The 22,442-nt window shown below is 70.6% G+C and carries 17 protein-coding genes and 1 pseudogene; 6 read left to right on the top strand and 12 right to left on the bottom strand.

Features of this window, described 5'->3' with window-relative positions; all coding sequences use genetic code 11:
- Positions 1–274: 274 nt before the first annotated feature.
- Positions 275–1,378: a hypothetical protein gene (locus OG883_RS02690; protein WP_266534389.1), complete on the top strand. Its 1,104-nt coding sequence runs from the start codon at positions 275–277 to the stop codon at positions 1,376–1,378.
- A gap of 263 nt (positions 1,379–1,641) precedes the next feature.
- Here OG883_RS02690 and OG883_RS02685 read toward each other — a convergent pair whose 3' ends face one another.
- Entirely contained in the window at positions 1,642–1,995 is a 354-nt protein-coding gene (locus OG883_RS02685; protein WP_266534386.1) for a hypothetical protein, read from the bottom strand.
- 358 nt (positions 1,996–2,353) lie between these two features.
- Between OG883_RS02685 and OG883_RS02680 the strand changes: the two genes are divergently transcribed.
- On the top strand, positions 2,354–3,412 hold the full coding sequence (locus tag OG883_RS02680) for a C40 family peptidase (protein WP_266534383.1): 1,059 nt from the start codon (positions 2,354–2,356) through the stop codon (positions 3,410–3,412).
- A 96-nt stretch (positions 3,413–3,508) separates the two neighbouring features.
- Here the strand turns inward: OG883_RS02680 and OG883_RS02675 are convergent, their stop codons facing one another.
- On the bottom strand, positions 3,509–4,198 hold the full coding sequence (locus tag OG883_RS02675) for a response regulator transcription factor (protein ID WP_266534380.1): 690 nt from the start codon (positions 4,196–4,198) through the stop codon (positions 3,509–3,511).
- Positions 4,199–4,295: 97 nt separating this feature from the next.
- Positions 4,296–5,582, bottom strand: a complete 1,287-nt coding sequence (locus tag OG883_RS02670; RefSeq protein WP_266534377.1) for an ATP-binding protein — start codon at positions 5,580–5,582, stop codon at positions 4,296–4,298.
- Between the two features lie 154 nt (positions 5,583–5,736).
- Between OG883_RS02670 and OG883_RS02665 the strand changes: the two genes are divergently transcribed.
- On the top strand, positions 5,737–7,044 hold the full coding sequence (locus tag OG883_RS02665) for a PspC domain-containing protein (RefSeq protein ID WP_266534374.1): 1,308 nt from the start codon (positions 5,737–5,739) through the stop codon (positions 7,042–7,044).
- A gap of 264 nt (positions 7,045–7,308) precedes the next feature.
- Here the strand turns inward: OG883_RS02665 and OG883_RS02655 are convergent, their stop codons facing one another.
- From OG883_RS02655 to OG883_RS02645, 3 genes are all read right to left on the bottom strand, one after another.
- The gene (locus OG883_RS02655) at positions 7,309–7,830 is read right to left on the bottom strand and encodes a DoxX family protein (protein ID WP_266534371.1); all 522 of its coding nucleotides are present in this window, start codon (positions 7,828–7,830) and stop codon (positions 7,309–7,311) included.
- Positions 7,831–7,994: 164 nt separating this feature from the next.
- Positions 7,995–9,233 (bottom strand): hypothetical protein, encoded by a 1,239-nt coding sequence (locus OG883_RS02650; RefSeq protein ID WP_266534368.1) that lies wholly within the window; start codon positions 9,231–9,233, stop codon positions 7,995–7,997.
- Positions 9,234–9,371: 138 nt separating this feature from the next.
- The gene (locus OG883_RS02645; protein ID WP_266534365.1) at positions 9,372–10,160 is read right to left on the bottom strand and encodes a class II aldolase/adducin family protein; all 789 of its coding nucleotides are present in this window, start codon (positions 10,158–10,160) and stop codon (positions 9,372–9,374) included.
- An 80-nt stretch (positions 10,161–10,240) separates the two neighbouring features.
- Here OG883_RS02645 and OG883_RS02640 point away from each other — a divergent pair, with 80 nt between their 5' ends.
- Entirely contained in the window at positions 10,241–10,699 is a 459-nt protein-coding gene (locus OG883_RS02640; RefSeq protein WP_266534362.1) for a cupin domain-containing protein, read from the top strand.
- Positions 10,700–10,809: 110 nt separating this feature from the next.
- Here OG883_RS02640 and guaA read toward each other — a convergent pair.
- A pseudogene (gene guaA / locus OG883_RS02635) lies at positions 10,810–12,449 on the bottom strand (glutamine-hydrolyzing GMP synthase).
- 267 nt (positions 12,450–12,716) lie between these two features.
- Between guaA and OG883_RS02630 the strand changes: the two are divergent.
- Positions 12,717–13,037, top strand: a complete 321-nt coding sequence (locus OG883_RS02630; RefSeq protein ID WP_266534354.1) for a chorismate mutase — start codon at positions 12,717–12,719, stop codon at positions 13,035–13,037.
- 767 nt (positions 13,038–13,804) lie between these two features.
- Entirely contained in the window at positions 13,805–14,788 is a 984-nt protein-coding gene (locus tag OG883_RS02625; RefSeq protein WP_266534349.1) for an LAETG motif-containing sortase-dependent surface protein, read from the top strand.
- An 85-nt stretch (positions 14,789–14,873) separates the two neighbouring features.
- On the opposite strand, the gene OG883_RS02620 is transcribed toward OG883_RS02625, so the two are convergent.
- The 5 genes from OG883_RS02620 to OG883_RS02600 all read right to left on the bottom strand — a co-directional run bounded on the left by OG883_RS02620 (position 14,874) and on the right by OG883_RS02600 (position 22,157).
- Positions 14,874–16,745: a GMC oxidoreductase gene (locus OG883_RS02620; protein ID WP_266534346.1), complete on the bottom strand. Its 1,872-nt coding sequence runs from the start codon at positions 16,743–16,745 to the stop codon at positions 14,874–14,876.
- 27 nt (positions 16,746–16,772) lie between these two features.
- Complete coding sequence (locus OG883_RS02615) at positions 16,773–18,398, bottom strand: succinic semialdehyde dehydrogenase (RefSeq protein ID WP_266534343.1); 1,626 nt, start codon at positions 18,396–18,398, stop codon at positions 16,773–16,775.
- A gap of 104 nt (positions 18,399–18,502) precedes the next feature.
- Positions 18,503–18,661 (bottom strand): hypothetical protein, encoded by a 159-nt coding sequence (locus OG883_RS02610; protein WP_266534340.1) that lies wholly within the window; start codon positions 18,659–18,661, stop codon positions 18,503–18,505.
- A gap of 95 nt (positions 18,662–18,756) precedes the next feature.
- The gene (locus tag OG883_RS02605; RefSeq protein ID WP_266534338.1) at positions 18,757–20,403 is read right to left on the bottom strand and encodes a serine/threonine-protein kinase; all 1,647 of its coding nucleotides are present in this window, start codon (positions 20,401–20,403) and stop codon (positions 18,757–18,759) included.
- Positions 20,404–20,489: 86 nt separating this feature from the next.
- The gene (locus tag OG883_RS02600; protein WP_266534335.1) at positions 20,490–22,157 is read right to left on the bottom strand and encodes a serine/threonine-protein kinase; all 1,668 of its coding nucleotides are present in this window, start codon (positions 22,155–22,157) and stop codon (positions 20,490–20,492) included.
- Positions 22,158–22,442: the final 285 nt, after the last annotated feature.

Below are 22,442 nucleotides of genomic sequence, written 5' to 3'. Positions count from 1 at the left end.
GACCGCGGGGCGGGACAGGAAGCGGCGAGCAGAGCTGGACACGTCCCGGCCGGACGGGTGAACGACCGCGCGAAGCCTCTGGTGGAGACGGTTCTCTTGGCCGAGAACCCATCTGCCGGGGGCTTCACCCGTCTTTCATCCCACTCACTCACCTGCCGCGACGAGTGGGCAAAGAGTTCCTGAGCTGGGCGGCCGGCCCAGGAGCCGCTGTGCGATCATGCGGTCGATGACCCTGGGGAGGGGCCATTTCGGTGGTCGATGTGAGGAGTTCAGTGTGAACGCGGGTGGGGAGCAGAGCGGTTCGTCCGTGTCTGACGAGGAGTGGGAGCGGTTCCTCCGGGAGTCGGCGGACGGCAAGCCTGACGCGCCCAAGGAGCCGTCGGCGCGGGCCCGAGTCGTGGCGCGGCGGCTGCGCGAGGAGCCCACGAGGCCAGAGGCATGGCGCACGTACGCGCCGCCCCGGCCGAGGCGGAAGAAAGGCTGGTACGCGGTCGGGCTGCTGGTCTCACTCGCCCTGCTGGTCGTGGCGCTGGATCCGGGGCGGGTGATCGGATGGTTCGGCGGTGGCGGCGAGGCCGGGGGGCCGCTCGCCGCGGAATCGGAACGCCCGGACCAACCGCCCCCCATGGAGCCTGCCCGACGGCCCACGCTCGACGAACCGTTCAAGGGGTCGCCCGCGGCGCGCTGGGTGAGCGGCACGGCCGGGATCACGGTGCCCGCGGCCAGAGCGACCGGGTGGATGAGCACGGCGCAGGTGGAAGGGGCTCTCCGTCGGAGCCGGGACTTCCTCGCCGCGGCCAGCCTGGATCCGGGGGTGCTGCGGGGCGAGCACCCCGGCAAGGCGATCGCGCTGATCAACCCGCATCAGCAGGACGTCCAGGACTTTCTGTCGATCGCGTTCCGCGCACCGAGCAGGAAGAACGACCCGCTGCTGCTCTTCAGCCGCTTCGACAAGGCGCACACGCGCCTCGTCGGGGACGTCGTCAAGACCCGAGGCCGGATCACGTACCGGGAGGGCGAGCGCGGTGCCCTCCAAGTGACCGCCGATGTCACTTACGTGTACCCAGTCGCGCGGGCGGCGACGAGCAGCGACGAGGTCGCGCGCACGATCGTGCGGCGCGAGGTGGTGCTGAACTGGGACGATCCCGCGAAGGTGATCACCGAGCCGGGAACCTTCTCCCTCGTCTCGTACAAGGTCGACACGACCAACGGCGGCTGCGACACCGTCACCGGCTACCTCACCCCGGAGTTCGCCGCCGAAGAGCCGGCCACCGGGGCGGGTGGCGGCCCCGAGGTCGACCCCTACGACCGCAGCACGTCGATGGCCGAGCGGATGGAGGCCGCGGACGAAGGGTGCGGAACCGCGACGCGGTCGTAAGCGAGGTCAGGACAAACAAGCAAGGTCAGGACAAGCAGGGTCAGGAGCTGCGCTCCGCACTCGGCGCCGACCACATCCCGCCCGGTTCGGCCGTACCTCGGTTCGGCCGTACCCCTGTCGGCCGTACCCCTGTCGGCCGTACCCCGGTTCGGCCGTACCCCGGTTCGGCCGTACCCGGTCGGCTGCGGCTCCGGTCGACGTCGTACTCCCTGTCGTCGACGCGCAGTCCACGACCGACGGAGCACCGGGACCCCGCGCCGGCATCAGGTCCAGAGCGTCGCGATGAAGATGTTGGCGATCGTCAGCCCGCCCACCGCCCCGAAGAGCGCCTTCTCCACCTTCTCCTCGTCCCGCTTGACGTACACCAGGCCCAGAATCACCACCAGGACCGCCAGCTTGATGCCGATCTTGAGGTTGTTCACCGCCTGGTCGTCGGCCTGGTTCAGTCCCACCAGTGCCACGCCCGTGATCAGCATGGTCAGCGCGCCGTGCAGCATCGCGGGCGTGAACCGCGCAGTTCCCGCCCCCATCGCCTTCATCTGCGTCAGGAAGCCGCCGAGGAGTGACGCGATGCCGATGATGTGCAGGGCGACGAAGACATTGATGAGTACGTCCATGGGGCGGAGCCTAGCCCTCCCCATACCACCGCTCTCCGGGCAGGGCTGCCTCATTCGCCGCATCGGTCACAGCGGTGCGGGAAGGCGCGGGTATGCGGTCCGGGGCCACGGGACCGGCTCTCACAAAGCGCATCCGCGTGTCCACCTTTGGGCAATAGCGATCCTTGCACCGCAGCCCCGTGACCCCCAGGTTTAGCGTCCTCCCTCAGGTGGCCGACTCTCCCCACCGCCGTCGAGCTTCCGGGCGGCAGTCGGTCGCCACCGCCGAGAGATCCGGCGGCGGGCCGCTCCCCTGTGCGGTCCGTCGCCGGACCCGGACACGGGTACGCGGGGAAGACGGAAGGACGTGGACGCCCTCGTGGCAGCGCACCGGAAACGCAAGCAGCATCCGCTCACCGGGCCTGCCGCCCGTACCGCCGCCACCCTCGCGCTCGCCGGCGCGGCGACCGCCACCGGATTCGAAGGCACCGGTTACGCCGACCCCGGTCTCACCCCCGCCCAGATCAAGGCCAAGGTCGACAAGCTGTACCAGGAGGCGGAGGCCGCCACCGAGAAGTACAACGGGGTCAAGGAGCAGACCGCCGGCTTACGCACATCTCTGAACTCACTGCGCGACGAGGCCGCCCGCAGAACCGAGCGGCTCAACACCTCACGGAACGCCCTCGGTTCGATCGCCACGGCCCAGTACCGCGCCGGGAGCATCGACCCCGGTGTGCAGATCGCACTCACCTCGGACCCCGACGAGTACCTGGAGCGGGCCGCGCTCGCCGACCGGGTCGGCGAGCGGCAGGCGGCCGCCGTCGCCGGAGTGCGCCAGCAGCTGGTGGACATCGCGCAGTTGAGGGCCGAGGCCGACGAGCGGATGAACGACCTCACGGTCCGGCAGAGCGAGCTGGCCAGGCACAAGTCCACCGTCCAGGAGAAGCTCGCGGGCGCCGAGCGTCTGCTGGCCCGGATGACCGCCGAGCAGCGCACCGCGTACGACTCCTCTCAAGGCGGCACCGAAGCCCCCTACGACGTACGCGCCAGCCGCTCCGCCACCCTCCGCGGCTCCCTCAGGGCCCCCAACGCCCGTGCCGAGCAAGCCATTGCGTACGCCTACGGAGCGCTCGGCAAGCCCTACGTCTGGGGCGCGACCGGACCGAGTTCGTACGACTGCTCAGGCCTCACCCAGGCCGCCTGGCGCTCCGCCGGAGTGTCGCTGCCCCGCACGACGTACACCCAGATCAGCGCGGGCGGGCGCGTCTCCCGCTCTCAGCTCGCCCCGGGGGACCTGGTGTTCTTCTACTCGGGTGTCACGCATGTCGGCCTCTACATCGGCGGCGGCAACATGATCCACGCACCGCGTCCCGGCGCGCCCGTCCGCATCGCCCCGATCGACCAGATGCCGTTCGCCGGCGCGACCCGCCCCGTCTGAGAGGCGCTCCCGATCCGGCTCCCCGTCCGGCGCCCCGTCCGGTTTCGTGTCCGGCTTCCTGTCTCCGACGTCCGGACCACACGACAAGCGGTTGCCCTAGACCAGACGACGAGCCGTCGCCCACCGCGTCAGCTCATGGCGGTTGGAGAGCTGCAGCTTGCGCAGCACCGCCGAGACATGCGACTCGACGGTCTTCACCGAGATGAAGAGCTGCTTGGCGATCTCCTTGTACGCGTAACCCCGCGCGATCAGCCTCAGGACCTCCCGCTCGCGCTGCGTGAGCCGGTCCAGGTCCTCGTCCACCGGCGGCGCGTCCGTCGAGGCGAACGCGTCGAGTACGAAGCCCGCCAGCCGCGGCGAGAAGACCGCGTCGCCCTCCTGGACCCGGAAGATCGAGTCGACCAGGTCCGTGCCGGTGATCGTCTTGGTGACATAGCCCCGGGCGCCGCCCCGGATCACGCCGATCACGTCCTCCGCCGCGTCCGAGACGGACAGCGCCAGGAAACGGACGGGGTTCTCGGCCGCCGCCATCAGCGTGGCGCAGCGGCGCAGTACCTCCACCCCGCCGCCGCCGGGCAGGTGCACATCCAGCAGGACGACCTCGGGACGGGTCGCCGTGATCACGGTGACCGCCTGGTCGACGTCGGCGGCCTCGCCGACCACTTCGACGCCGGTGCGGTCGGTCTGGCCGATCTCGGCCTGCACTCCGGTGCGGAACATCCGGTGGTCGTCGACGAGCACAACCCGTACGCGCCGCTCGGTGGTCTCTGCAGCAGCCTCGGTCATCGTCTGCCCCTCGTTCTCGGTGTGCTCGGTGTGCTCGGCAAAGCTGTGGCAACAAGTACGGCAACAAGTGTGGCAGCAAAGCGTTCTCGCGCCGCGGTCACTCGGACCGCTCCATCTCCAGCTCGACCTCGGTGCCTCCGCCCGGCACGGAACGCAGCCGCGCCGTCCCGCCGTGGCGCTGCATCCGGCCGATGATCGATTCTCTTACGCCCATGCGGTCCTGTGGCACCGAGTCCGGATCGAACCCGGGCCCCCTGTCCCGTACGGACACGAAAACCGTGCGTCCCTCGACCTCCGCGTAGACCTGGACCGCCCCGCCCTCGCCACCGTACTTGGCGGCATTGACCATCGCCTCGCGTGCGGCTTGCATCTGCGCGGTCAGTTTCTCGTCGAGCGGGCAGTCGCCGACGACCACGACCTCCAGCGGGACGCCGTGCTTGTCCTCGACCTCGGCGGCGGACTTCTTCACCGCCTCCGCGAGCGTGTCCGGCTCCTCGTCCTCGTCCTTGCCCGTGCCCTCGGGCTTGTAGAGCCAGTTCCGCAGTTCACGCTCCTGGGCGCGGGCCAGCCGGCGCACCTCGCCCACGTCGTCGGCGTTCCGCTGGATCAGGGTGAGGGTGTGCAGTACGGAGTCGTGGACGTGCGCCGCGACTTCGGCACGCTCCTGGGCCCGGATGCGCATCGTCCGTTCCTCGGAGAGGTCCTGCGTCATCCGTACCAGCCACGGTCCGGCGAGCAGGGCGACACCGGCGATGACGGCGACCGCGGCGGTCAGTACGTTGCCGAGCTGGGCGGCCGAGCCGCGTACCACCATGAACACGGTCAGGCCCATGCCGACCAACGCCACGCCCGCCACGGCGCGCCCCAGCTGGAGCAGCCTGCGGCGGCGGCCGACCTCGCTCCATCGGGCGCGGCGGGCGTTGTCCGTCTGCCGCCACACCAGCACCACACCGGCGCCGATCAGCAGCATCGGCCAGACGTAGTTGGTGTTGCCGCCCGTGTCGACATTGCCGATGAAGATGGTGGCGCCGAAGAGCAGCGCGAGCACCGCGAAGAGCTGTCCCTTGTCGGGCTTGCGCAACCGGCGCCGGCCGTCGGGCGTCGTCTCGAAGACCGAGCGCGGCTCGCTGGTCCTGCCGCCGATGCCGAGCGGTACGACGATCCAGAAGACGGCGTACACCAGCACGCCGAGGCCGTCGGCCATGAAGAGGCCGAGGAAGACGAGACGTACCCAGATGACGGGCAGTCCCAGATGTCCGGCGAGACCGCGCGCGACACCGCCGAGCATCCGGCCGTCGGCGCTGCGGTACAGCTTGCGCAGCGGCTGCTCCTCGGGCACGGAGGCGCGGGAGGGTCCGGCGGATCGGGGCGCGGCGACTGGCATGCCCCGATCGTCACATGTGGGGCCGGGCCGCGGTATCAGGGTCGTCCCTTAAACCGACCCTGAAAGCCCGGGTGACGGCCGGCACCGGGATATCAGGGAACGGCCAGGGTCGGCGACGGTGCCACAGCGGCCCGGCGCCCGTCACCATGGAGGCATGACACAGCCGACCAGCCCGCCGGCCGACGCGCAGCCCGACGCGCCGCCGGACGTGCACCCCGAGGTGCAGCAGCTGCGCCGTACGCCCCGCCAGAAAGTCGTGGCCGGGGTCTGCGGCGGGCTCGGCCGGTACTGCGACGTCGACCCGGTGATCTTCCGGATCGTCATCGGCGTGCTCTCGGTGACCGGCGGCGTCGGCCTGATCTTCTACGGCTTCGCCTGGCTGCTGATCCCGGCCGAGGACGAGGAGGAGAACGAGGCCCGCCGACTGCTCTCGGGAAGGGTCGAGGGCGCGTCGCTGACCGCCGTACTCCTCGCCCTCATCGGCTGCGGACTCTTCCTGACCATGATGAGCAACGGCGGGACCCTCTCCTTCGCCGCACTGCTCTCGCTCGCCGTCGCCGGGGCCGCCGTGTGGTCACAGCGCCGCCGTGTCGTCGCGCCCGACGGCGCCCCGCTCGATCCGGCGACGGCACACGCGGTGGCCGAGGCCCCGCCCGAGACGAAGGCGCCGCCCGTCCCCGACAGCCCTTCGTGGTGGCGCGACCCGATCATCAAGGACGGAACGACGGGGCCGGTGCCCACCGGATATCTGTGGGGCCCCGAGGGGGCGACGGCCGAGGAGGCGTCCCCGCGCCCGCGCCGTACGTACACCGCTCCCCCGCAGGTGCGGGGGCCGCGCGGAATCGGCGGCACCGTCTTTCTTCTCGCGCTGCTCGCGGGCGGGCTCGGCACCGTGCTCAGCTGGGACGGCCATCCCATGGGCACGAGCCTGCAGATCGGTCTGGTCGGTGCGCTGGGGGTGTTCGGACTCGGACTGCTGGTCAGCTCGTTCCTGGGCCGCACGGGCTTCGGGACGGTCATGATGACGATGATCACGGCGGTGCTGCTGGCGGGGGCGGCGGCAGTACCGAAGGACATCAGCACCCAGTGGCAGCGGACCAACTGGAAGCCGGCCTCGGTCGCTGCCGTCCAGCCGCGGTACGCACACGGGTCCGGCATCGCGACCCTCGATCTCTCCTCCCTCACCGTCCCCAAGGGGGAGAAGGTGAGGACGACGGTGGAACTGGGGGCCGGTCAGCTCAAGGTCGTCGTACCGAAGGAGGCCCCGGTGGTGCTGCACGCGGAGGCGGGTCTCGGCGACATCAGCCTCCCGGACGACGCGGCGAACGACATCGACGTCTCCCCCGAGCAGGACCGGCAACGGACCCTGCCCCCTCCGGCCGGCGCAAAGCCGTCCGGCACACTGGAGCTGCATCTCGAAGTGGGCATCGGACAGGTGGAGGTGACCCGTGCCGCGTCCTGACTTCCCCGGTCCCGACCTTCCGCGCCCGGACCTGCGACGCCCGGACCTTCCGCGCCCCGACCTCCGGCGTCGTAATCCTCATCCTCCGCGTCGTGAATTCCGGCACGGCTTCCGCCCGCCCAAGCTGATCGCGGCCCTCGCCGTTCTGACGGCGACACTGCTCTACGCGGGTGACGCGGCCGGTTCCTGGCAGACACCGTGGTTCGTGGTGTTCCCCGTCGTCTTCGGCGGTCTGTTCCTGGCCGGCGCGGTGACCTGGGCGCACTACCGCCTCCGGCGCCGCCGTTCCGCGAGGAGCGCGTCGAGGGAGAACACCGAGGCGCCGGCGAGCAGCAGCGGCAGCCAGGCCATCAGGTAGATGAGGTCGTTGCCGTAGTAGTACGGCTCCGTCTGCCAGCTCACGGTCAGCCACAGGCTCAGCGAGATGAGGGCTCCGCCGAACGCGGCGAGCCGGGCGAGCAGGCCCACCAGGATGCCTATGCCGACGGCGAGCTCACCGAGGGCGATCGCGTGGCCGAATCCCTCGGGGTTCTTGAGCGCCAGGTCCACCAGGGCGGGTACGGCGGAGCTGTCGCGCACGCCGCGCATCAGGTCGCCGACGGAACCGGGTCCACTGGCCGCCATGAACTGGCTGTCCATGAGCTTGTCCATGCCCGCGTAGATGAAGGTCACGCCGAGGAAGATCCGCAGCGGCAGCAGGGCGTAGGAATTCGCCCGCTCCTTCCAGCCGCCACGCCCGCCGTCGACCGTGCCGTAGTTCGATGTCGTCCTGTACGTGTGTGTCATCGCTGGTCCCGCCTTCGGTCGACCCGTCAACTGACCATACGTACGACTGCGGCGCGCCGCTCACCAGGCTTGCGGCGCACTCTGTGACACGAGAGGCGCAGGAGGACCCCTGCGTCAGTCCTGAAAGTCGGTCCGTGAGCTGTCGAGTCGGCCCGTCACCCCGGTCAGTCCGTCACCTCGATGAGACAGCAGTTGCTCTCCACGCCCGCGGCCGTCACCACCTGGATGTCCACCGGCCCGGGCTCGACATCCACCGGGACGGGCACGGTGAGCACGGTGTCCGTCGGGTTGGCGAAGCCGCCCGGCACCGGGATCAGCGGGACATGAACGTGAACCACTCCGATGCGCACGACCATCCGGGCGAGGCGGTCGGCGTCGGCGGCGCCCGGCGGGACGAAGCCGACGCCACGGATCTCGATGTCGTCACCCATACGGATGGGTCCGTCCAGGTCACCGGCCTCGCGGACCCGGACGACCGACAGCACGACGGGCCGGCCGCCCTCCGCGTACTTCCCGGCGCAGTACGTCGCCGCCGAGACCGCGACCAGCAGCGCGAGTCCCCACGGCAGATCGGGCAGCTGCCCGGGCCGACCGGCGAGCCGTATCAGCGCGAAGACCATCGCGACGACGCTGAACAGGGCGTACTGCACATCCGCAAAGCTGCCGCGCCCGCCGTCGTCACAGAGCAGGTCCGCAAGGCGCGGGCGGTCGGCCCGCAGCTTCTGCAGCCGCTGGCCCAGCACGCGTACGGCGACCACACGGCGTACGAGGACAGCGACGGCGCAGACGAGCGCGAGGACGGACAGCGTTCCCGCGCCACCGCCGAGGCCGAGGCCGTCGGTCAGCGCGTGCCGTTCGGCGGCGGAGGCCCACGCCAGCTGGAAGGTCAGGACCAGTACGGCGAAGGCGACGAGCAGCACCCATGCGGTGGCGACGGCGCGCGAGGTGGAGAGGCGGTTGTCGTCGCCGATCAGCGGTGCGAGGAGGCCGCCGCGCGCCCGGTGGAGCCGGGCGCAGGCGGTCAGCAGACCGCCCATCACCAGCGCGGCGAGCAGCCCCGCCGTACGTGCGCCGGTCCATCCGCTGCCGATGGCGGTGACCGTCTGGCCGAGCACCAGGGCCAGCACGCCCGCCCAGACCACCAGCAGCGAACGCCACCAGACCACGTGGAGCCAGGAGTCGCCCGCCTCGCGGCTGCGGTCGGCGACGGTGCGTGCCGACTGGGTCAGCTCGTCGGACACCCACTGGCGCGAGGCACCCGGCGAGTGCGCGACGGCCGCCGGTAACCCCTGACCGGCAGCCAGCTCGTCCCGCTTGGTAAGGAACGCGGCCACGGCGCGCCGATGCCCTTCGCGCGCCCCGTGCGTGCATTCATCGCACTGTCTGGCCTCTTGCACCGCCACGACCGAACGCCACCTTCCCCGCCCCGCACCGAGTGAACTTCCTTGTGATGCATGGGAATTGTGCCGTACGAACGGGGCGCGCGCCGGGGTGCCGGCGGCCAGAGGGGGTGATTCTGCCACCGCCGGATTGACTGCCGTCTACTTCAGGAGGTCGGGTTCCGCCCGGCTGATCTGCCGCCACAGGGGCTGGTAGGTGATCCACGCGACCAGGTCGCTGCCGAGCTGCTCACGGGTGGCCACCGCCTCCTTGTGCGCGATCAGCACGGGCTTGCCCGCTGCCCGGGCCGTGAGCTGCACGTGGGCGCAGCGTTCCATGGCGATGAACCACCAGGCTGCCGCGTCGACCGAGTCGCCGACTGTGAGCAGCCCGTGGTTGCGCAGGATGACGGCCTTGTACGCGCCGAGGGCGCCCGCGATCCGCCGCCCCTCCGCCTCGTCGACGATCACGCCGGTGTAGCGGTCGACCAGCGCATGGTCCTCGTAGAAGCCGCAGGCTTCCTGGGTGATCGGCTCGATCAGCTCGCCGAGGGCGGACAGCGCCCGCCCGTGCACGGAGTGGGTGTGCGCGACGGCGACGACATCGGGCCGGGCAGCGTGCACCTGGGCGTGGACGGCGAACGCCGCCTGGTTGACGTGATATCGCCCGACGACGACCTGTCCGTCGCCGTTGACGAGGACCAGACCGCCGGCCGTGACATGCGCGAAAGGTACGCCGAAGGGGTTCACCCAGAAGCAGTCGGTGAACTCCGGGTCCCGGGCGGTGATGTGACCGGACACCCCGTCCTCGAACCCGAAACGCCCGAAGAGGCGCAGCGCCCCGGCGAGCCGCTCCTTGCGGTATGCCCGCTCGTCCACCACGGAGTCGTGCACCGGCGGCATCGCGAACTGCAGCTGCTCGACGGGGAGGGGCTCGGGTGTATCGGTCATGGCACGGAAGCTACCTCCGGGTACCGCAACTGGCCAGAGACGTCACTCGCCTCGCGCACGGCTTCCACGAGAATGCACCCATGACGCCCATGACGCCCACACCGGAACCGACGTCCCCGCTGATCCCGCTCCTCGGCCTCGAACCGCATATCGAGGGCGGCTGGTTCAGGGAGACCTGGAAGACGAAGGGCTCCACGGCCCCGCCCGGCTACAGCGGCCCGCGCGCGTATGCAACCGGCATCTACTTCCTGCTCCACCCGGGCGAGAAGTCGCGCTGGCACCGCGTACGCTCCGACGAACTCTGGCTCTGGCACCGCGGCGGCCCGCTGCATCTGCACCTGGGCGGCACGGGCGAGAGCCCCTCCGCGACCGAGACACTCACCCTGGGCCCGGCCGTGGAATCCGGCGAGCAGCCACAGCTCCTGGTCCCCGCGGATGCCTGGCAGTCGGCGGAACCCGCGGGCGACGAACCGGTCCTGGTGACGTGCATCGTCGCGCCGGGCTTCCACTTCGACGACTTCACGCTGGAGCAGCCCTAGCCGCCGGCCCCTGCATACCTCGGATACCTCGGATACGGCCCCTGGATACGGCGGCGCCGCCGCTCACACGGGGTGAGCGGCGGCGCCGGTGTCCGGAGTCGGGCGGGAGGTCACTCCCACTCGATGGTGCCCGGCGGCTTGGACGTCACATCGAGAACCACGCGGTTGACGTCAGCGACCTCGTTGGTGATCCGGGTCGAGATCTTGGCCAGCACGTCGTACGGCATCCGCGTCCAGTCGGCCGTCATCGCGTCCTCCGAGGAGACCGGACGGAGCACGATCGGGTGGCCGTAGGTGCGGCCGTCGCCCTGCACGCCGACGCTGCGCACGTCCGCGAGCAGCACGACCGGGCACTGCCAGATGTCACGGTCCAGGCCGGCCGCCGTGAGCTCCTCGCGAGCGATCACGTCCGCCTCGCGCAGCAGGTCGAGGCGGTCCTTGGTGACCTCGCCGACGATACGGATACCGAGGCCCGGGCCCGGGAAGGGCTGGCGCTGGACGATCTCGTCCGGCAGACCCAGCTCCTGGCCGACCATCCGGACCTCGTCCTTGAACAGCTTCCGCAACGGCTCGACGAGCTCGAACTCGAGGTCCTCGGGCAGGCCGCCCACATTGTGGTGGGACTTGATGTTGGCGGTGCCGGTACCGCCACCGGACTCGACCACGTCGGGGTAGAGCGTGCCCTGTACGAGGAAGGCGACGTCCTCGCCGGACGCGGCCTCCGCCACGATCTCGGCCTGCGCCTGCTCGAAGACCCGGATGAACTCGCGTCCGATGATCTTCCGCTTCTCCTCGGGGTCGGAGACCCCGGCGAGGGCGTTCAGGAAGCGGTCGGCGGCGTCGACGACCTTCAGCTGGACGCCGGTCGCGGCGACGAAGTCCTTCTCGACCTGCTCGGTCTCGCCCTTGCGCATCAGACCGTGGTCGACGTACACGCAGGTCAGCTGGGAGCCGATGGCCTTCTGGACGAGGGCGGCCGCGACGGCGGAGTCCACGCCGCCCGACAGACCGCAGATGGCGCGCTTGGTGCCGACCTGCTCGCGGATCAGCGCGACCTGCTCCTCGACGACATTGGTCGTGGTCCAGGTCGGCTCGATGCCGGCGCCCCGGTAGAGGAAGTGCTCCAGGACCTGCTGGCCGTACGTGGAGTGCATCACCTCGGGGTGGTGCTGGACGCCGTACAGCTTCTTCTCGTCGTTCTCGAAGGCCGCGACCGGCACGACGTCCGTGGACGCGGTGACGGTGAAGCCCTCGGGAGCGGCGGAGCAGGCGTCGCCGTGGGACATCCACACGGGCTGCTCGGCCGGGGTGCCCTCGAAGAGCGTGGAGCCGACCTTGGAGACATGCAGCGGAGTACGGCCGTACTCCCGTGCACCCGTGTTGTCGACGGTCCCGCCGAGGGTCGTCGCCATCAGCTGGAAGCCGTAGCACATACCGAAGACGGGGACCCCGGCCTCGAAGATCGCACGGTCGAGGCGCGGTGCGTTCTCCGCGTACACGGAGGAGGGGCCGCCGGAGAGGATGATCGCCTTGGGATTCCTGGCCAGCATCTCGGCCACGGGCATCGTGGACGGGACGATCTCGCTGTAGACCCGGGCCTCGCGGACGCGGCGGGCGATGAGCTGGGCGTACTGCGCGCCGAAGTCGACAACGAGGACGACGTCCGGGCTGCTGTCGGGGGCGGCGGAGGGTGCTGCTGGCACGGGGCGGCCTTCCGGCGGTGATGAGAGCGGGAGCTTGTTCTGTCGATTCTACCGGCGCGCCGGGGCCGCTTTTCGTCTCACCATCCGAACCCGCTTTGGCTCCGGCCACACCGGCTGGTCCATACTGTGCCCATGCACAAGCACCTGACCTTCGTCTTTACCTATGGCACCGGCCCGTCCGGCTGCCATGGTCGTGCTGCTTGAGCCACTGACAAGCAACTTCCCAGGCGCCCCGGGCCGACAAGGCCCGGGGCGTTCTGTCATTTCCGGGCCTTGCCGCTCCGGGGGCCACCCCCCTGCAAGGAGCTACGGACATGACCGTCACCACCACCGTCACCACCGAGACGCAGACGTCAGCAGCTGCCGCTGCGGGCGGCGCCCGCACCGAAACGGCCGCCGATGTGATCAGCGGCGCCCGCGAGCGGATCGACGCGCTCGACGACCGCATCATCGGCCTCATCCAGGAACGCACGGCGGTGTCGGCCGTCATCCAGGACGCCCGGATCTCCTCCGGCGGCCGCCGGGTGAACCTGACGCGCGAGATGGAGGTGCTCAGCCACTACAGGGACGCGCTGGGCAAGCCGGGAACGACACTCGCGATGACGCTGCTGGAGCTGTGCCGGGGCCGTATCTGAGTTCGGGCACATCCTCACCCGTACGGCGCGTGACCGCGGGCCGCGGGGGTTCGTTGGTCCCGATGTCCGTGCCAGCCAGGGGCGGGCCTCGAAGGAAACCACGCGTGGGCTCCGCTGGGGCGTGTGACGTACGCAGGTACGTCGTGGGACCTCGCCTCCAGCGCCCGTGACCGGTCGGCAGGGGACAGCAGCCCGGTCACCCCAAGAGCGGTCGGCTTCCGGGGACGCCCGGGGCCGACCGCATCCGGTCCGAACGGTTGCGCAGGCCGCAGCCCGTCCAGCACGATGCGGGACAAGGCCAGTCCCGCTTCTGCGCAACCACATTGCCAAAGGTCGATACCACTTGTGCGCCCCATGTGCGCCGGGTCGGCGACCTCCCCCACGCGGCGCTACCCCCCAGCGCCGCGCCTCGGCACCGGCGCTGCCCTGACGTCGGTGCTGACCGCCAAGGGCCCCGCGCGTCACGCACCCGCGGGGCCCTTGCTCTGTGTTGCTCCGTGTTGCTCTGTGTCGCTCTGGGGCTCACGCCCTCAGTTCGCGCAGACCCTCACATGCCTCGCTCGGGGCCGTGCCACACGATCGGCTGCTCCTCCAGCCCGGCCGTGACGTACGCCACATAAGGATTCTGTGAGGTCCGGTACAACCATTCCCACGGGTCACAGGTCATGCAATGCGAAACAACGGCCTCACCCGTGTACCCCCACCTCGGAAGGCCCACCCAGACTCCGTACCGCGCGAGCGGTACCCAGACTTCGTTGAGGTCTTTCATGAAGCTTCGCCGCGCCATGGCTGTCGCTGCCGCGACCGCCGTCATAGCCCCCGCCGCGTTCCTGTCGGCTCCGGCCGCGTACGCGACGGAAACCCCGACGCCCAGCAGCGAGGTCACCGCCACGCCGACAGCGCCGGAGCCGGGCGCCAGCACCTCGCCCGCGGCCCCGACGGAGACGGCCACCACGTCCCCGTCGCCCTCCGAGACGGCCACCGTCTCCCCGTCGCCGTCCGCGACGGCCACCACGTCGCCGTCGCCGAGCAACTCGGCCACCACGCCGGCGCCGTCCACCTCGCCCTCCGACGAGCCCGCCGAGTGCGAGACCTACTCGGACAGCACGAAGGTCGTTTCCGAGCTCCGCGGACTGCCCTCGAAGGTTGTCGCCGGCTCCGGCTGGGTCGACTTCACCTACCGCGTGACCAACAAGTCCAAGAAGGTCATGCAGTCGGTCGAGACCTACGTGGCCGCCATCTCGGTCGACGGCGAGGAGTTCGAGGACACCTCCGACTTCCTCACCCTTGAGTGGCAGGTCGATGGCGCGTGGGAGCCCATCGACGTCGAGGACGGCTACTTCGGCAACACCGAGAAGCTCGAGCCCGGTGAGTACGCCGACGCCAAGCTGCGTCTGAAGGTCGACGGCAAGGCCCCGGCCGGCTACGGCGCCGCCTTCACGGCAGGCGTGCACGTCGACGGCAAGGGCAACTGCGAGTTCGGCGAGACGAACATCTTCGAGTTCGAGATCCTCGCGGCGGGCAGCAAGCCCGGCAAGGTCGACGACGCGAAGGGCAAGCCGGGCAAGGGCGTCAACAAGCCCGGCCCGCAGGGTGGCCTGAAGGACCTTCCGGTCACCGGCAACCTCGCCGAGACCGGTTCCGACTCCATGGTCCCGACCATCGGCATCGCCGGCGGTATCGCCGTGGTCGCCGGTGCCGGTGTCGTCTTCGCGATGAAGCGTCGCCGCAGCAGCGACGCCACCGCGTAACACACAGCTCCACAAGGCCTCACACGCCAGAAGGCCGCTGCACTCGGAGGGGGGTGCAGCGGCCTTCGTGTGTCCGGAGCCGGTCCTACTCCTTCGGGGGGACCGCCGGGATGCCCAGGAACGGCAGCTTCAGCGCGCCGAACGCCTCCGCCGGGACCGCCGGGGACTTCGGCTCGACCGCCGCGAGACGTTCGTACGCCGCTCCCTGCTGCGGACGCGGGTCCTCCTCGCCCTTGTTGGGCCAGAACGACATCGCCCGCTCCGCCTGCGCCGTGATCGTCAGGGACGGGTTCACGCCGAGGTTCGCCGAGACCGCCGCGCCGTCGACAACCGAGATGCCGGGGTGGCCGTACAGCCGGTGGTACGGGTCGATCACGCCGTCCTGGGCCGAGGCGCCGATCGCGCAGCCGCCCAGGAAGTGCGCGGTCAGCGGCGTACCGATGAGCTCGCCGACATTGCTGCCCGCGAAGCCGTTGATCTCCTGTGCCAGCAGAGTCGCCGCCTGTGTCGCCTCGGCGATCTGCATCGGGTTGGGGCTGCCGTGCCCCTGTCGGGCGTGCAGCAGTCCCTTGCCGATGCCGCCCGGCTTGCGGTACGTGGTCAGGGAGTTGTCCAGCGACTGCATGACCAGCCCGATGATCGTCCGCTCCGACCAGCGGCGGTTGGACAACGACCGGGCCAGCATCAGCGGGTGCCTGGCCGCATGGCCGAGCCAGCCCAGCACCCTGCGGCTCCCGTACGGCACCTGGAGGATGGACATCGCGCCCATCGCGTTGGAGCCCTTGCCGTAGCGGACGGGCTCGATGTGGGTGTTGTCGTTCGGGTGGATCGAGGACGTGATGGCGACACCCCGGGTGAAGTCGGCCTTCGTCCCTCCGTGCCGCTTGCGGTAGCGGCGTTCGCTGGTCTGCGCACCCACCACCGCCTCGGAGTTCGTACGGGTCAGCTCGCCCAGCCGGGACGAGATACGCGGCAGCAGACCGCGGTCCTTCATGGTGTGCAGCAGGGTCTGGGTGCCGTACGTCCCCGCCGCGACGACGACCTTCCGGGCCCGCAGCACCTTCCTCGGGCCCTTCTTGCGCGCATCGGTCGGCACAGTGGTGACGTGGTAGCCGCCCTGCGGGTCCTCGCTGATCGCGGAGACCGTCGTCATGGGGTGGATGACCGCGCCGGCCTTCTCGGCGAGGTAGAGATAGTTCTCGTTGAGGGTGTTCTTCGCGCCGTGACGGCAGCCCGTCATGCACTCCCCGCACTCGGTGCACGCCTTGCGGGACGGGCCCACGCCACCGAAGTACGGGTCGTCCACCGTGGCTCCCGGCCTGGCCTTCGCCGTGCCGACTCCGTCCTCGCCGACGGCGTCCCTGCCGTCCCCGAAGAAGACACCGACCGGCGCCATATGGAAACTGTCGCCGACGCCCATCGCCTGCGCCGTCGCCTTCAGATGCACGTCGGAGGGGGTGGTCGTCGGGTTGAGCCGTACGCCCAGCATCCGCCTGGCCTGGTCGTAGTACGGCGCCAGCTCCGACTTCCAGTCGGTGATGGACGCCCACTGACGGTCCTCGAAGAACGGAGTGGGCGGTACGTACAGGGTGTTGGCGTAGTTGAGGGAGCCGCCGCCGACACCCGCTCCGGCCAGCACCATCACCTTGGCCAGCAGATGCACGCGCTGGATGCCGAAGAGGCCGAGCGCCGGGGCCCAGAGGTAGTTCTTGATGTCCCAGGAGTTCTTGGGGAGGGTGTCGCGCGTGAAGCGGCGGCCCGCCTCCAGGACACCGACCCGGTAGCCCTTCTCGGTCAGCCGCAGCGCGGAGACCGAGCCACCGAAGCCCGAGCCGACGACGATGACGTCGTAGTCGTAGTCGTAGTCGTGGGCGGATTCATCCTGACTCTGGGCCGCCCGGCTCTGGGCAACCTGGTCCTGGGCAGCCTGATTCTGGGCAGGGGGTACCTCGGGCATGGCTCTCCTCGGTGCGAAACGTGTCAACTAGCGCAGGCGCAGGGCCTTCATCGCCTTCAGGCTGCGGCTCATGAACGCCGCGTACTTCTCGTCGTCCATACCGAAGGACGGGGCCAGCGGGATCAGCCGCTGCTGGGCGACCGTCTGGGCCTCGGTGTACTTGAGGATGCCCTCGGAGCCGTGGCGCCGGCTGAGGCCGGAGTCCTTCATGCCGCCCATCGGGGACTGGACACTGCCGTACGCCGGTGCGTACCCCTCATTGATGTTGACCGTGCCGGTGCGCAGCTTCGCCGCGACCGCATGGCCACGCTTGCCGTCCTTGGTCCAGACGCTGGAGTTCAGGCCGTACGGGGTGGCGTTGGCCTGCTCGACGACCTTGTCCTCGTCCGTGAAGCGGTAGAGGGAGACGACCGGGCCGAAGGTCTCCTCGGTGCACACGGCCATCGGCGCCTCGACGCCGTCGAGGATCGTGGGCTCGTAGAAGAGCGGGCCGATGTCGGGGCGCGCGACGCCGCCCGCGACGAGCGTGGCGCCCTTGGCGACGGCCTCCTCGACATGGCGGGTGACGGTCTCCAGCTGGCGATCGCCCACCAGTGAGCCCATGTCGGCGCCGTAAGCCAGGGAGTTGCCGAGGCGCATCGCCTTCGTCCGGGCCGCGAACCGCTCGACGAAGTCGTCGGCGATCGAATCGTGGACATACAGCCGCTCGATGGAGATGCAGAGCTGACCGGCGGAGGAGAAGCAGGCCCGGACCGCACCGGCGGCGGCCTTCTCCACGTCGGCGTCGTGCAGCACCAGCATGGCGTTCTTGCCGCCGAGTTCGAGGGACACGCCGATCAGGCGGGCCGCCGCGCCCTGGGCGACCTCGCGGCCGGTGCGGGTGGAGCCGGTGAAGGAGACATAGTCCGCGTGCTTGACGACCTCGGGGCCCACGACCGGGCCCTCACCGATGACGACCTGGAAGACCTCGGCGGGGAGTCCGGCCTCGATGAGCAGGTCGCGGGCCCACAGCGCCGTGAGCGCGGTCTCGGTGTCGGGCTTCATCACCACGGCGTTGCCGGAGACAAAGGCGGGCAGTGCGTCGCCGACGGAGAGTTCGAGGGGGTAGTTCCAGGGCGCGATCTGGCCGATGACACCGCGCGGCTGGCGCAGTTCGGTGACCTTGGTGAGGGTCGGTACGACGCCGGTGTGCCGCTTCGCCCTGAGGTAGGAGGGGGCCTTGCGGCCGTAGTGGCGGGCGGCGACGGCGACCGCCTGGACCTCTTCGTGCGCGTGCAGACGGGCCTTGCCGGTCTCCAGCTGGATGAGGTCGAGGACCTCGGCCTGGCGCTCCAGGACCAGGTCGTGGAAGCGCAGGAGGACGGCGGCGCGGGCACGGGCCGGGGTGGCGGCCCAGAGCGGCTGGGCGGCGCGGGCGCGCTCGAAGGCGGTCGCCACGTCCTCGGGTGTCGACTCGGGCAGGTCCGCCAGCTTCTCCCCGGTGAAGGGGGTGTGGTTCGCGGTACGCCCGGAGCCGACCACGCCTCGGGTGAGCTGGGCGACCACCTCGGGGGTCACCACGTCGGCGGCGGTGCGCGCACCGGCCGGGGCGGCGGCCGTCGGGTTGGTGCCGAGGGCGGCGGGGGCGGCTGCGGGGGCCTGCGAGTCCGTCATGGGGGCGAGAGTATGCCGCATCCGGAACTTTGGGTACCCGTCGGTAACAGCTTTTCACCAGCCCCTCACCATCGCGCCAGCGATCACTGGCGCATAAGCCCTGATCAGGGGCTCGTCTCCGCTTTGCCGAGCTTCAGCCGCTCCTGGACACCCTTGAAAAGATCCTGCCCCTCGGCCTCTTCCCTGCCGCCGTCGGGCATCTCGACGAACACGGTGTGGCGCTCGCTCACATCCTGGCCGCCAAGTGTGGTGGTGGATGCCACCTCGGCAAGGGAGCGGATGCAGACCCGTGACGGTGACACCCGTCCCCGGCGCGTCAACCGGCGCGTGTCAACCGGCGCGTGTCAGCCGGCGCGCGTCAGCCGGCGGCGGTGAAGGAGTCGAGCACGGTGTCGAAGTGCCGTCGCGCCTCGTCCAGTCGGCCGACCGGGGCCGAGACCCACACGTCGTACATCCGCCCGCCCTCGTCCCAGCAGATGTCCAAGGTGCGCCGCGGGCCCTCCGCCCGGGAGAAGCCGTTCCAGGTGAACTCCCAGAGCGCGGCGGGCAGCCCGTTGTGCGTGGTCGCCGTGACCTTGCCGTCGCGGTAGCCGGGGTTGGTGTCGGGGCCTTGGACGTCCGAGCCCCGCATCGCACCGAGCGGGCCGTCAGGGGCCCGGTCCTGGACGCGGATGCCGATCCTGATGCCCTTGTCCGGCGGCATGTAGTAGACCCGTTTGTCGTCGTGGGAGCGGGCGAAGCCGTCGGGGACGGCGAGCGCGAAACCGCCGGGGTCGGTCACCGCGCGATAGCCCTCCGGCACGGTCACGGAGACCCTGGGGGTGGGCGTCGTGGCCGGGGCGGGCGACTGGTCCGTGCGTACCTCAGGCGTACGGCCCTCGACGCTCCGGCTCGGCACGGCATCCGTACTCCTGCCCGCGTCCCCGTCGCCGCCGCCCTGCATCACGACCGCGGTGACCGCTCCCGCGCCGGCCAGCGCGGCGACAAGCGCGGCGGCGGCCAGCAGGGGCGCACGGCGGCGGGACGCGGGCGCGGGGCTGGGTGTGGGGGTCGGGGTGGGCGGTGTGGGCGTGGGCGCAGGCGTGGGCGTGGGCGGTACCGCAACGGGAAGCACGGGCGTGCGGGGCACGTCCTGCTGGGTGGGCGAGTAGTGCCCCGCGACCGCCGCCGGTACGGAACCCGTCGTGACGTACGTACGCAGCAGCTCTTCCGCCTGCGCCGCGCCGAGCCGACGCGCCGGGTCCCGCTCCAGCAGCCCCAGCACGACCGGCAACAGGGGCGCGACCTGGGCGGGCGGCCGGATCTCGTCCTCGACGACCGCGTGCAGAATGCCGCCCAACGAGTCACGACGGAAGGGGGACTCGCCGCTGACAACCGCGCACAGCAGCACCCCGAGCGACCACAGATCCGACTCGGGACCGGCCGTGACGCCCTGCATCCGCTCCGGCGCGGTGTACTCCGGGGACCCGACGAACGACCCCGACTCCGTGATCGTCGTGGACCCGGCGAGGTACGCGATGCCGAAGTCGGTGAGGACCACGCGCCCGGTGGACTCCTCGAGCAGTACGTTGGCGGGCTTCAGGTCCCGGTGCAGCACCCCGAGCCCGTGGGCGGCCCGCAGCGCGCCCAGCAGCGCGAGCCCGATCCGCGCGGCCTCGGCCACATCGACGGGCCCGCCGCGCGCGATCCGGTCGGCGAGCGAGCCGCCGTCGACCAGCTCCATGACGATGTACGGAAGTCCGTCGTCCACCACCACGTCATGGACGACGATGACGTGCGGGTGCTTGACCCGGGCAACGGCACGGGCCTCGCGCAGCGGTGCGGCGGCAGAGGTGTACGGGGACGCGGAGCGTCCGATGCCGCCCTCGTCGACATGAAGCTCCTTGACGGCGACACGACGGCCCAGCAGTTCGTCGTCCGCGCGCCACACGGTGCCCATGCCCCCGCGGCCCAACCGGTCCAGGAGCCGGTAGCGGCCCACGATCAGGCGCGTTTCCTCGGACACGCAACTCCCCCTCGACTCCCGGCCGAACCCCGGTGCGATCCCGGCCGGCTCCCCGGTCCGGCCCCGGTTGATTCAGACGGGGTTCATCATGCCGGAGGCCGCCAGCTCTGCACCACGATGTCGAACTGCTCCCGGGTCTTCGCCCAGTCCTCAGCGGGTCCCGACATGTAGAGCGCGTACTCCGTACCGTCGTCCTCGAAATACATCTGGTCGATCGCCCGCCGCTTGCCGGGGTGGTTCTGCTTCTCCGTCCAGGTGAACTCCCACAGCGCAGACTGCGGCTGGTCTCGGAAGTGATTGGGGCCCAGCTTCACCCTCAGATAGTCGGGCAGTCGCGTGCCCAGCCGCTTCTCCATGTCCAGCATGTGCATATAGGGGTTCTCGAAGTCGGGTGAGGTATCGCTGCTGATCCTGATGCGATGGCGACCGCTGTCGGGCGTGTAGTCGATCTGGTCGCCGTCCAACTGGCGCGTCCAGCCGTCCGGCACCAGGAGGCTGAAGCCTTCCGGATCCTTGACGCGGTGCCAGCCGGGCCGTCCGGTGGAGTTGCTGCCGGGCTGCGTCGCCTGCGTGCCCGTCCGCTCCCCGCCTTCGGTGCCGCCGCCGTACTTCATGGCGGCGAGGCCCGCGCCCACGCCGACCACCGCCGCGAGGACGACAACGATGGCAGCCCTGCGCAGGCGTGTGCCGCGACCGGACGCGGATACCGACGCCCCCGCGGGCGCCGCGCCGGGGAGAGGGTCCGGCACGGTCGCGTCGGGCCCCGGCGCGGCCGGATGGGCGGCCGTACGGGATGTTGCAGGCGGAACGTTCCGCCGGGTCATCCGCTGCGTCGACCGCTGGTTCGGCACCCGTTCACCCGGCGAGGGTTCGCTCGGCAGCCGCCGGGTCGGCGACTGCTCCTGCGGCACCGCCGGCTCCCGCCCCTCCACCGCCTCCGTCAGCATCCGCTCGGCCTCGACGGCCGACGGCCGGTCGGCCGGATCCTTGCGCAGCAGCGCCATGATCACGGGCGCGAGCAGACCCGCCCTGCCGGGAGGCGGCGGCTCCTCCCCGACGACGGCCTGCATGGTGGAGAGAGGCGACGTACGACGGAACGGCGACTGCCCCTCCACCGCCGTGTAGAGCGTTGCCCCGAGCGACCACAGGTCGGAGGCGGGCCCCGGGTCGGCGCCGCGCACCCGCTCGGGCGCCAAGTAGTCGATGGACCCCACGATTTCGCCGGTCCTGGTGATCGTCGAGTCGCCCTCGATGGCGGCGATCCCGAAATCGGTGATCAGCACCCGGCCGTCGCGGGCGAGCAGTACGTTGGCAGGCTTGACGTCCCGGTGCAGCACACCCGCGGCGTGCGCGGCGCGCAGTGCGCCGAGGACATGCAGACCGACCCGGGCGGCCTCACGGGCCTCGATCCGCCCCGACTCCTTGGCGGCGTCGGCGAGGGAGGGGCCGTCGACGTACTGCATGACGATCCAGGGGCGGGCGTCATGCTCGAGCACATCATGGACGGTGACGACACCGGGGTGGCTGATCCGGGCGGCGGCCCGGGCCTCCTTCTGGGTGCGGGCATGCAGGACGATCCGGTCCGCCTCTGATGCGTACCGGCCCGCCGTCAGCTCCTTGACCGCGACAACTCTGTGCAGCACCTCATCGTGTGCGCGCCAGACCTTGCCCATGCCACCGCTGCCGATGGTCTCGCTCAACCGGTAGCGCCCGGCAAGCAGAAGACCCGCGCCCGTGCTCTGAGAGTTTTCCACGTTCGCTCCCCGCCCCGTTCCTTGGGATCACAGGTTACGGAGAGGAAGTACGGGCAAGGAACCTCGGATGCCTCAAGTGACCGCACTGTGATGCGTGCGGAGTGTCCGAACGGCCACGCTCGGTGACACTGTGGGGGTTTCGGGCGGATTTCGTCTCAACTGGTGCTACGGAGGGTGGATCAGAGGGACGTTCAGCAGTCGTGCGGCACGTCGTCCGCTCGCCGTCCGACATGTCGTGCGGTCGTCGTCCGACACGTCGTTCGATCGTCGTCCGGCACGGCACGG

Origin of the sequence: Streptomyces sp. NBC_01142 (genome assembly GCF_026341125.1) — a bacterium.
GTDB lineage: Bacteria > Actinomycetota > Actinomycetes > Streptomycetales > Streptomycetaceae > Streptomyces.
This window is presented reverse-complemented; position numbering and strand designations above follow the sequence as displayed.

Coding starts and splice junctions, on each gene's coding strand:
- OG883_RS02685 (WP_266534386.1), bottom strand. CDS start 1,995: ATGGACGTACTCATCAATGTCTTCGTCGCCCTGCACATCATCGGCATC.
- OG883_RS02675 (WP_266534380.1), bottom strand. CDS start 4,198: ATGACCGAGGCTGCTGCAGAGACCACCGAGCGGCGCGTACGGGTTGTG.
- OG883_RS02670 (WP_266534377.1), bottom strand. CDS start 5,582: ATGCCAGTCGCCGCGCCCCGATCCGCCGGACCCTCCCGCGCCTCCGTG.
- OG883_RS02665 (WP_266534374.1), top strand. CDS start 5,737: ATGACACAGCCGACCAGCCCGCCGGCCGACGCGCAGCCCGACGCGCCG.
- OG883_RS02655 (WP_266534371.1), bottom strand. CDS start 7,830: ATGACACACACGTACAGGACGACATCGAACTACGGCACGGTCGACGGC.
- OG883_RS02645 (WP_266534365.1), bottom strand. CDS start 10,160: ATGACCGATACACCCGAGCCCCTCCCCGTCGAGCAGCTGCAGTTCGCG.
- OG883_RS02640 (WP_266534362.1), top strand. CDS start 10,241: ATGACGCCCATGACGCCCACACCGGAACCGACGTCCCCGCTGATCCCG.
- OG883_RS02630 (WP_266534354.1), top strand. CDS start 12,717: ATGACCGTCACCACCACCGTCACCACCGAGACGCAGACGTCAGCAGCT.
- OG883_RS02625 (WP_266534349.1), top strand. CDS start 13,805: ATGAAGCTTCGCCGCGCCATGGCTGTCGCTGCCGCGACCGCCGTCATA.
- OG883_RS02620 (WP_266534346.1), bottom strand. CDS start 16,745: ATGCCCGAGGTACCCCCTGCCCAGAATCAGGCTGCCCAGGACCAGGTT.
- OG883_RS02615 (WP_266534343.1), bottom strand. CDS start 18,398: ATGACGGACTCGCAGGCCCCCGCAGCCGCCCCCGCCGCCCTCGGCACC.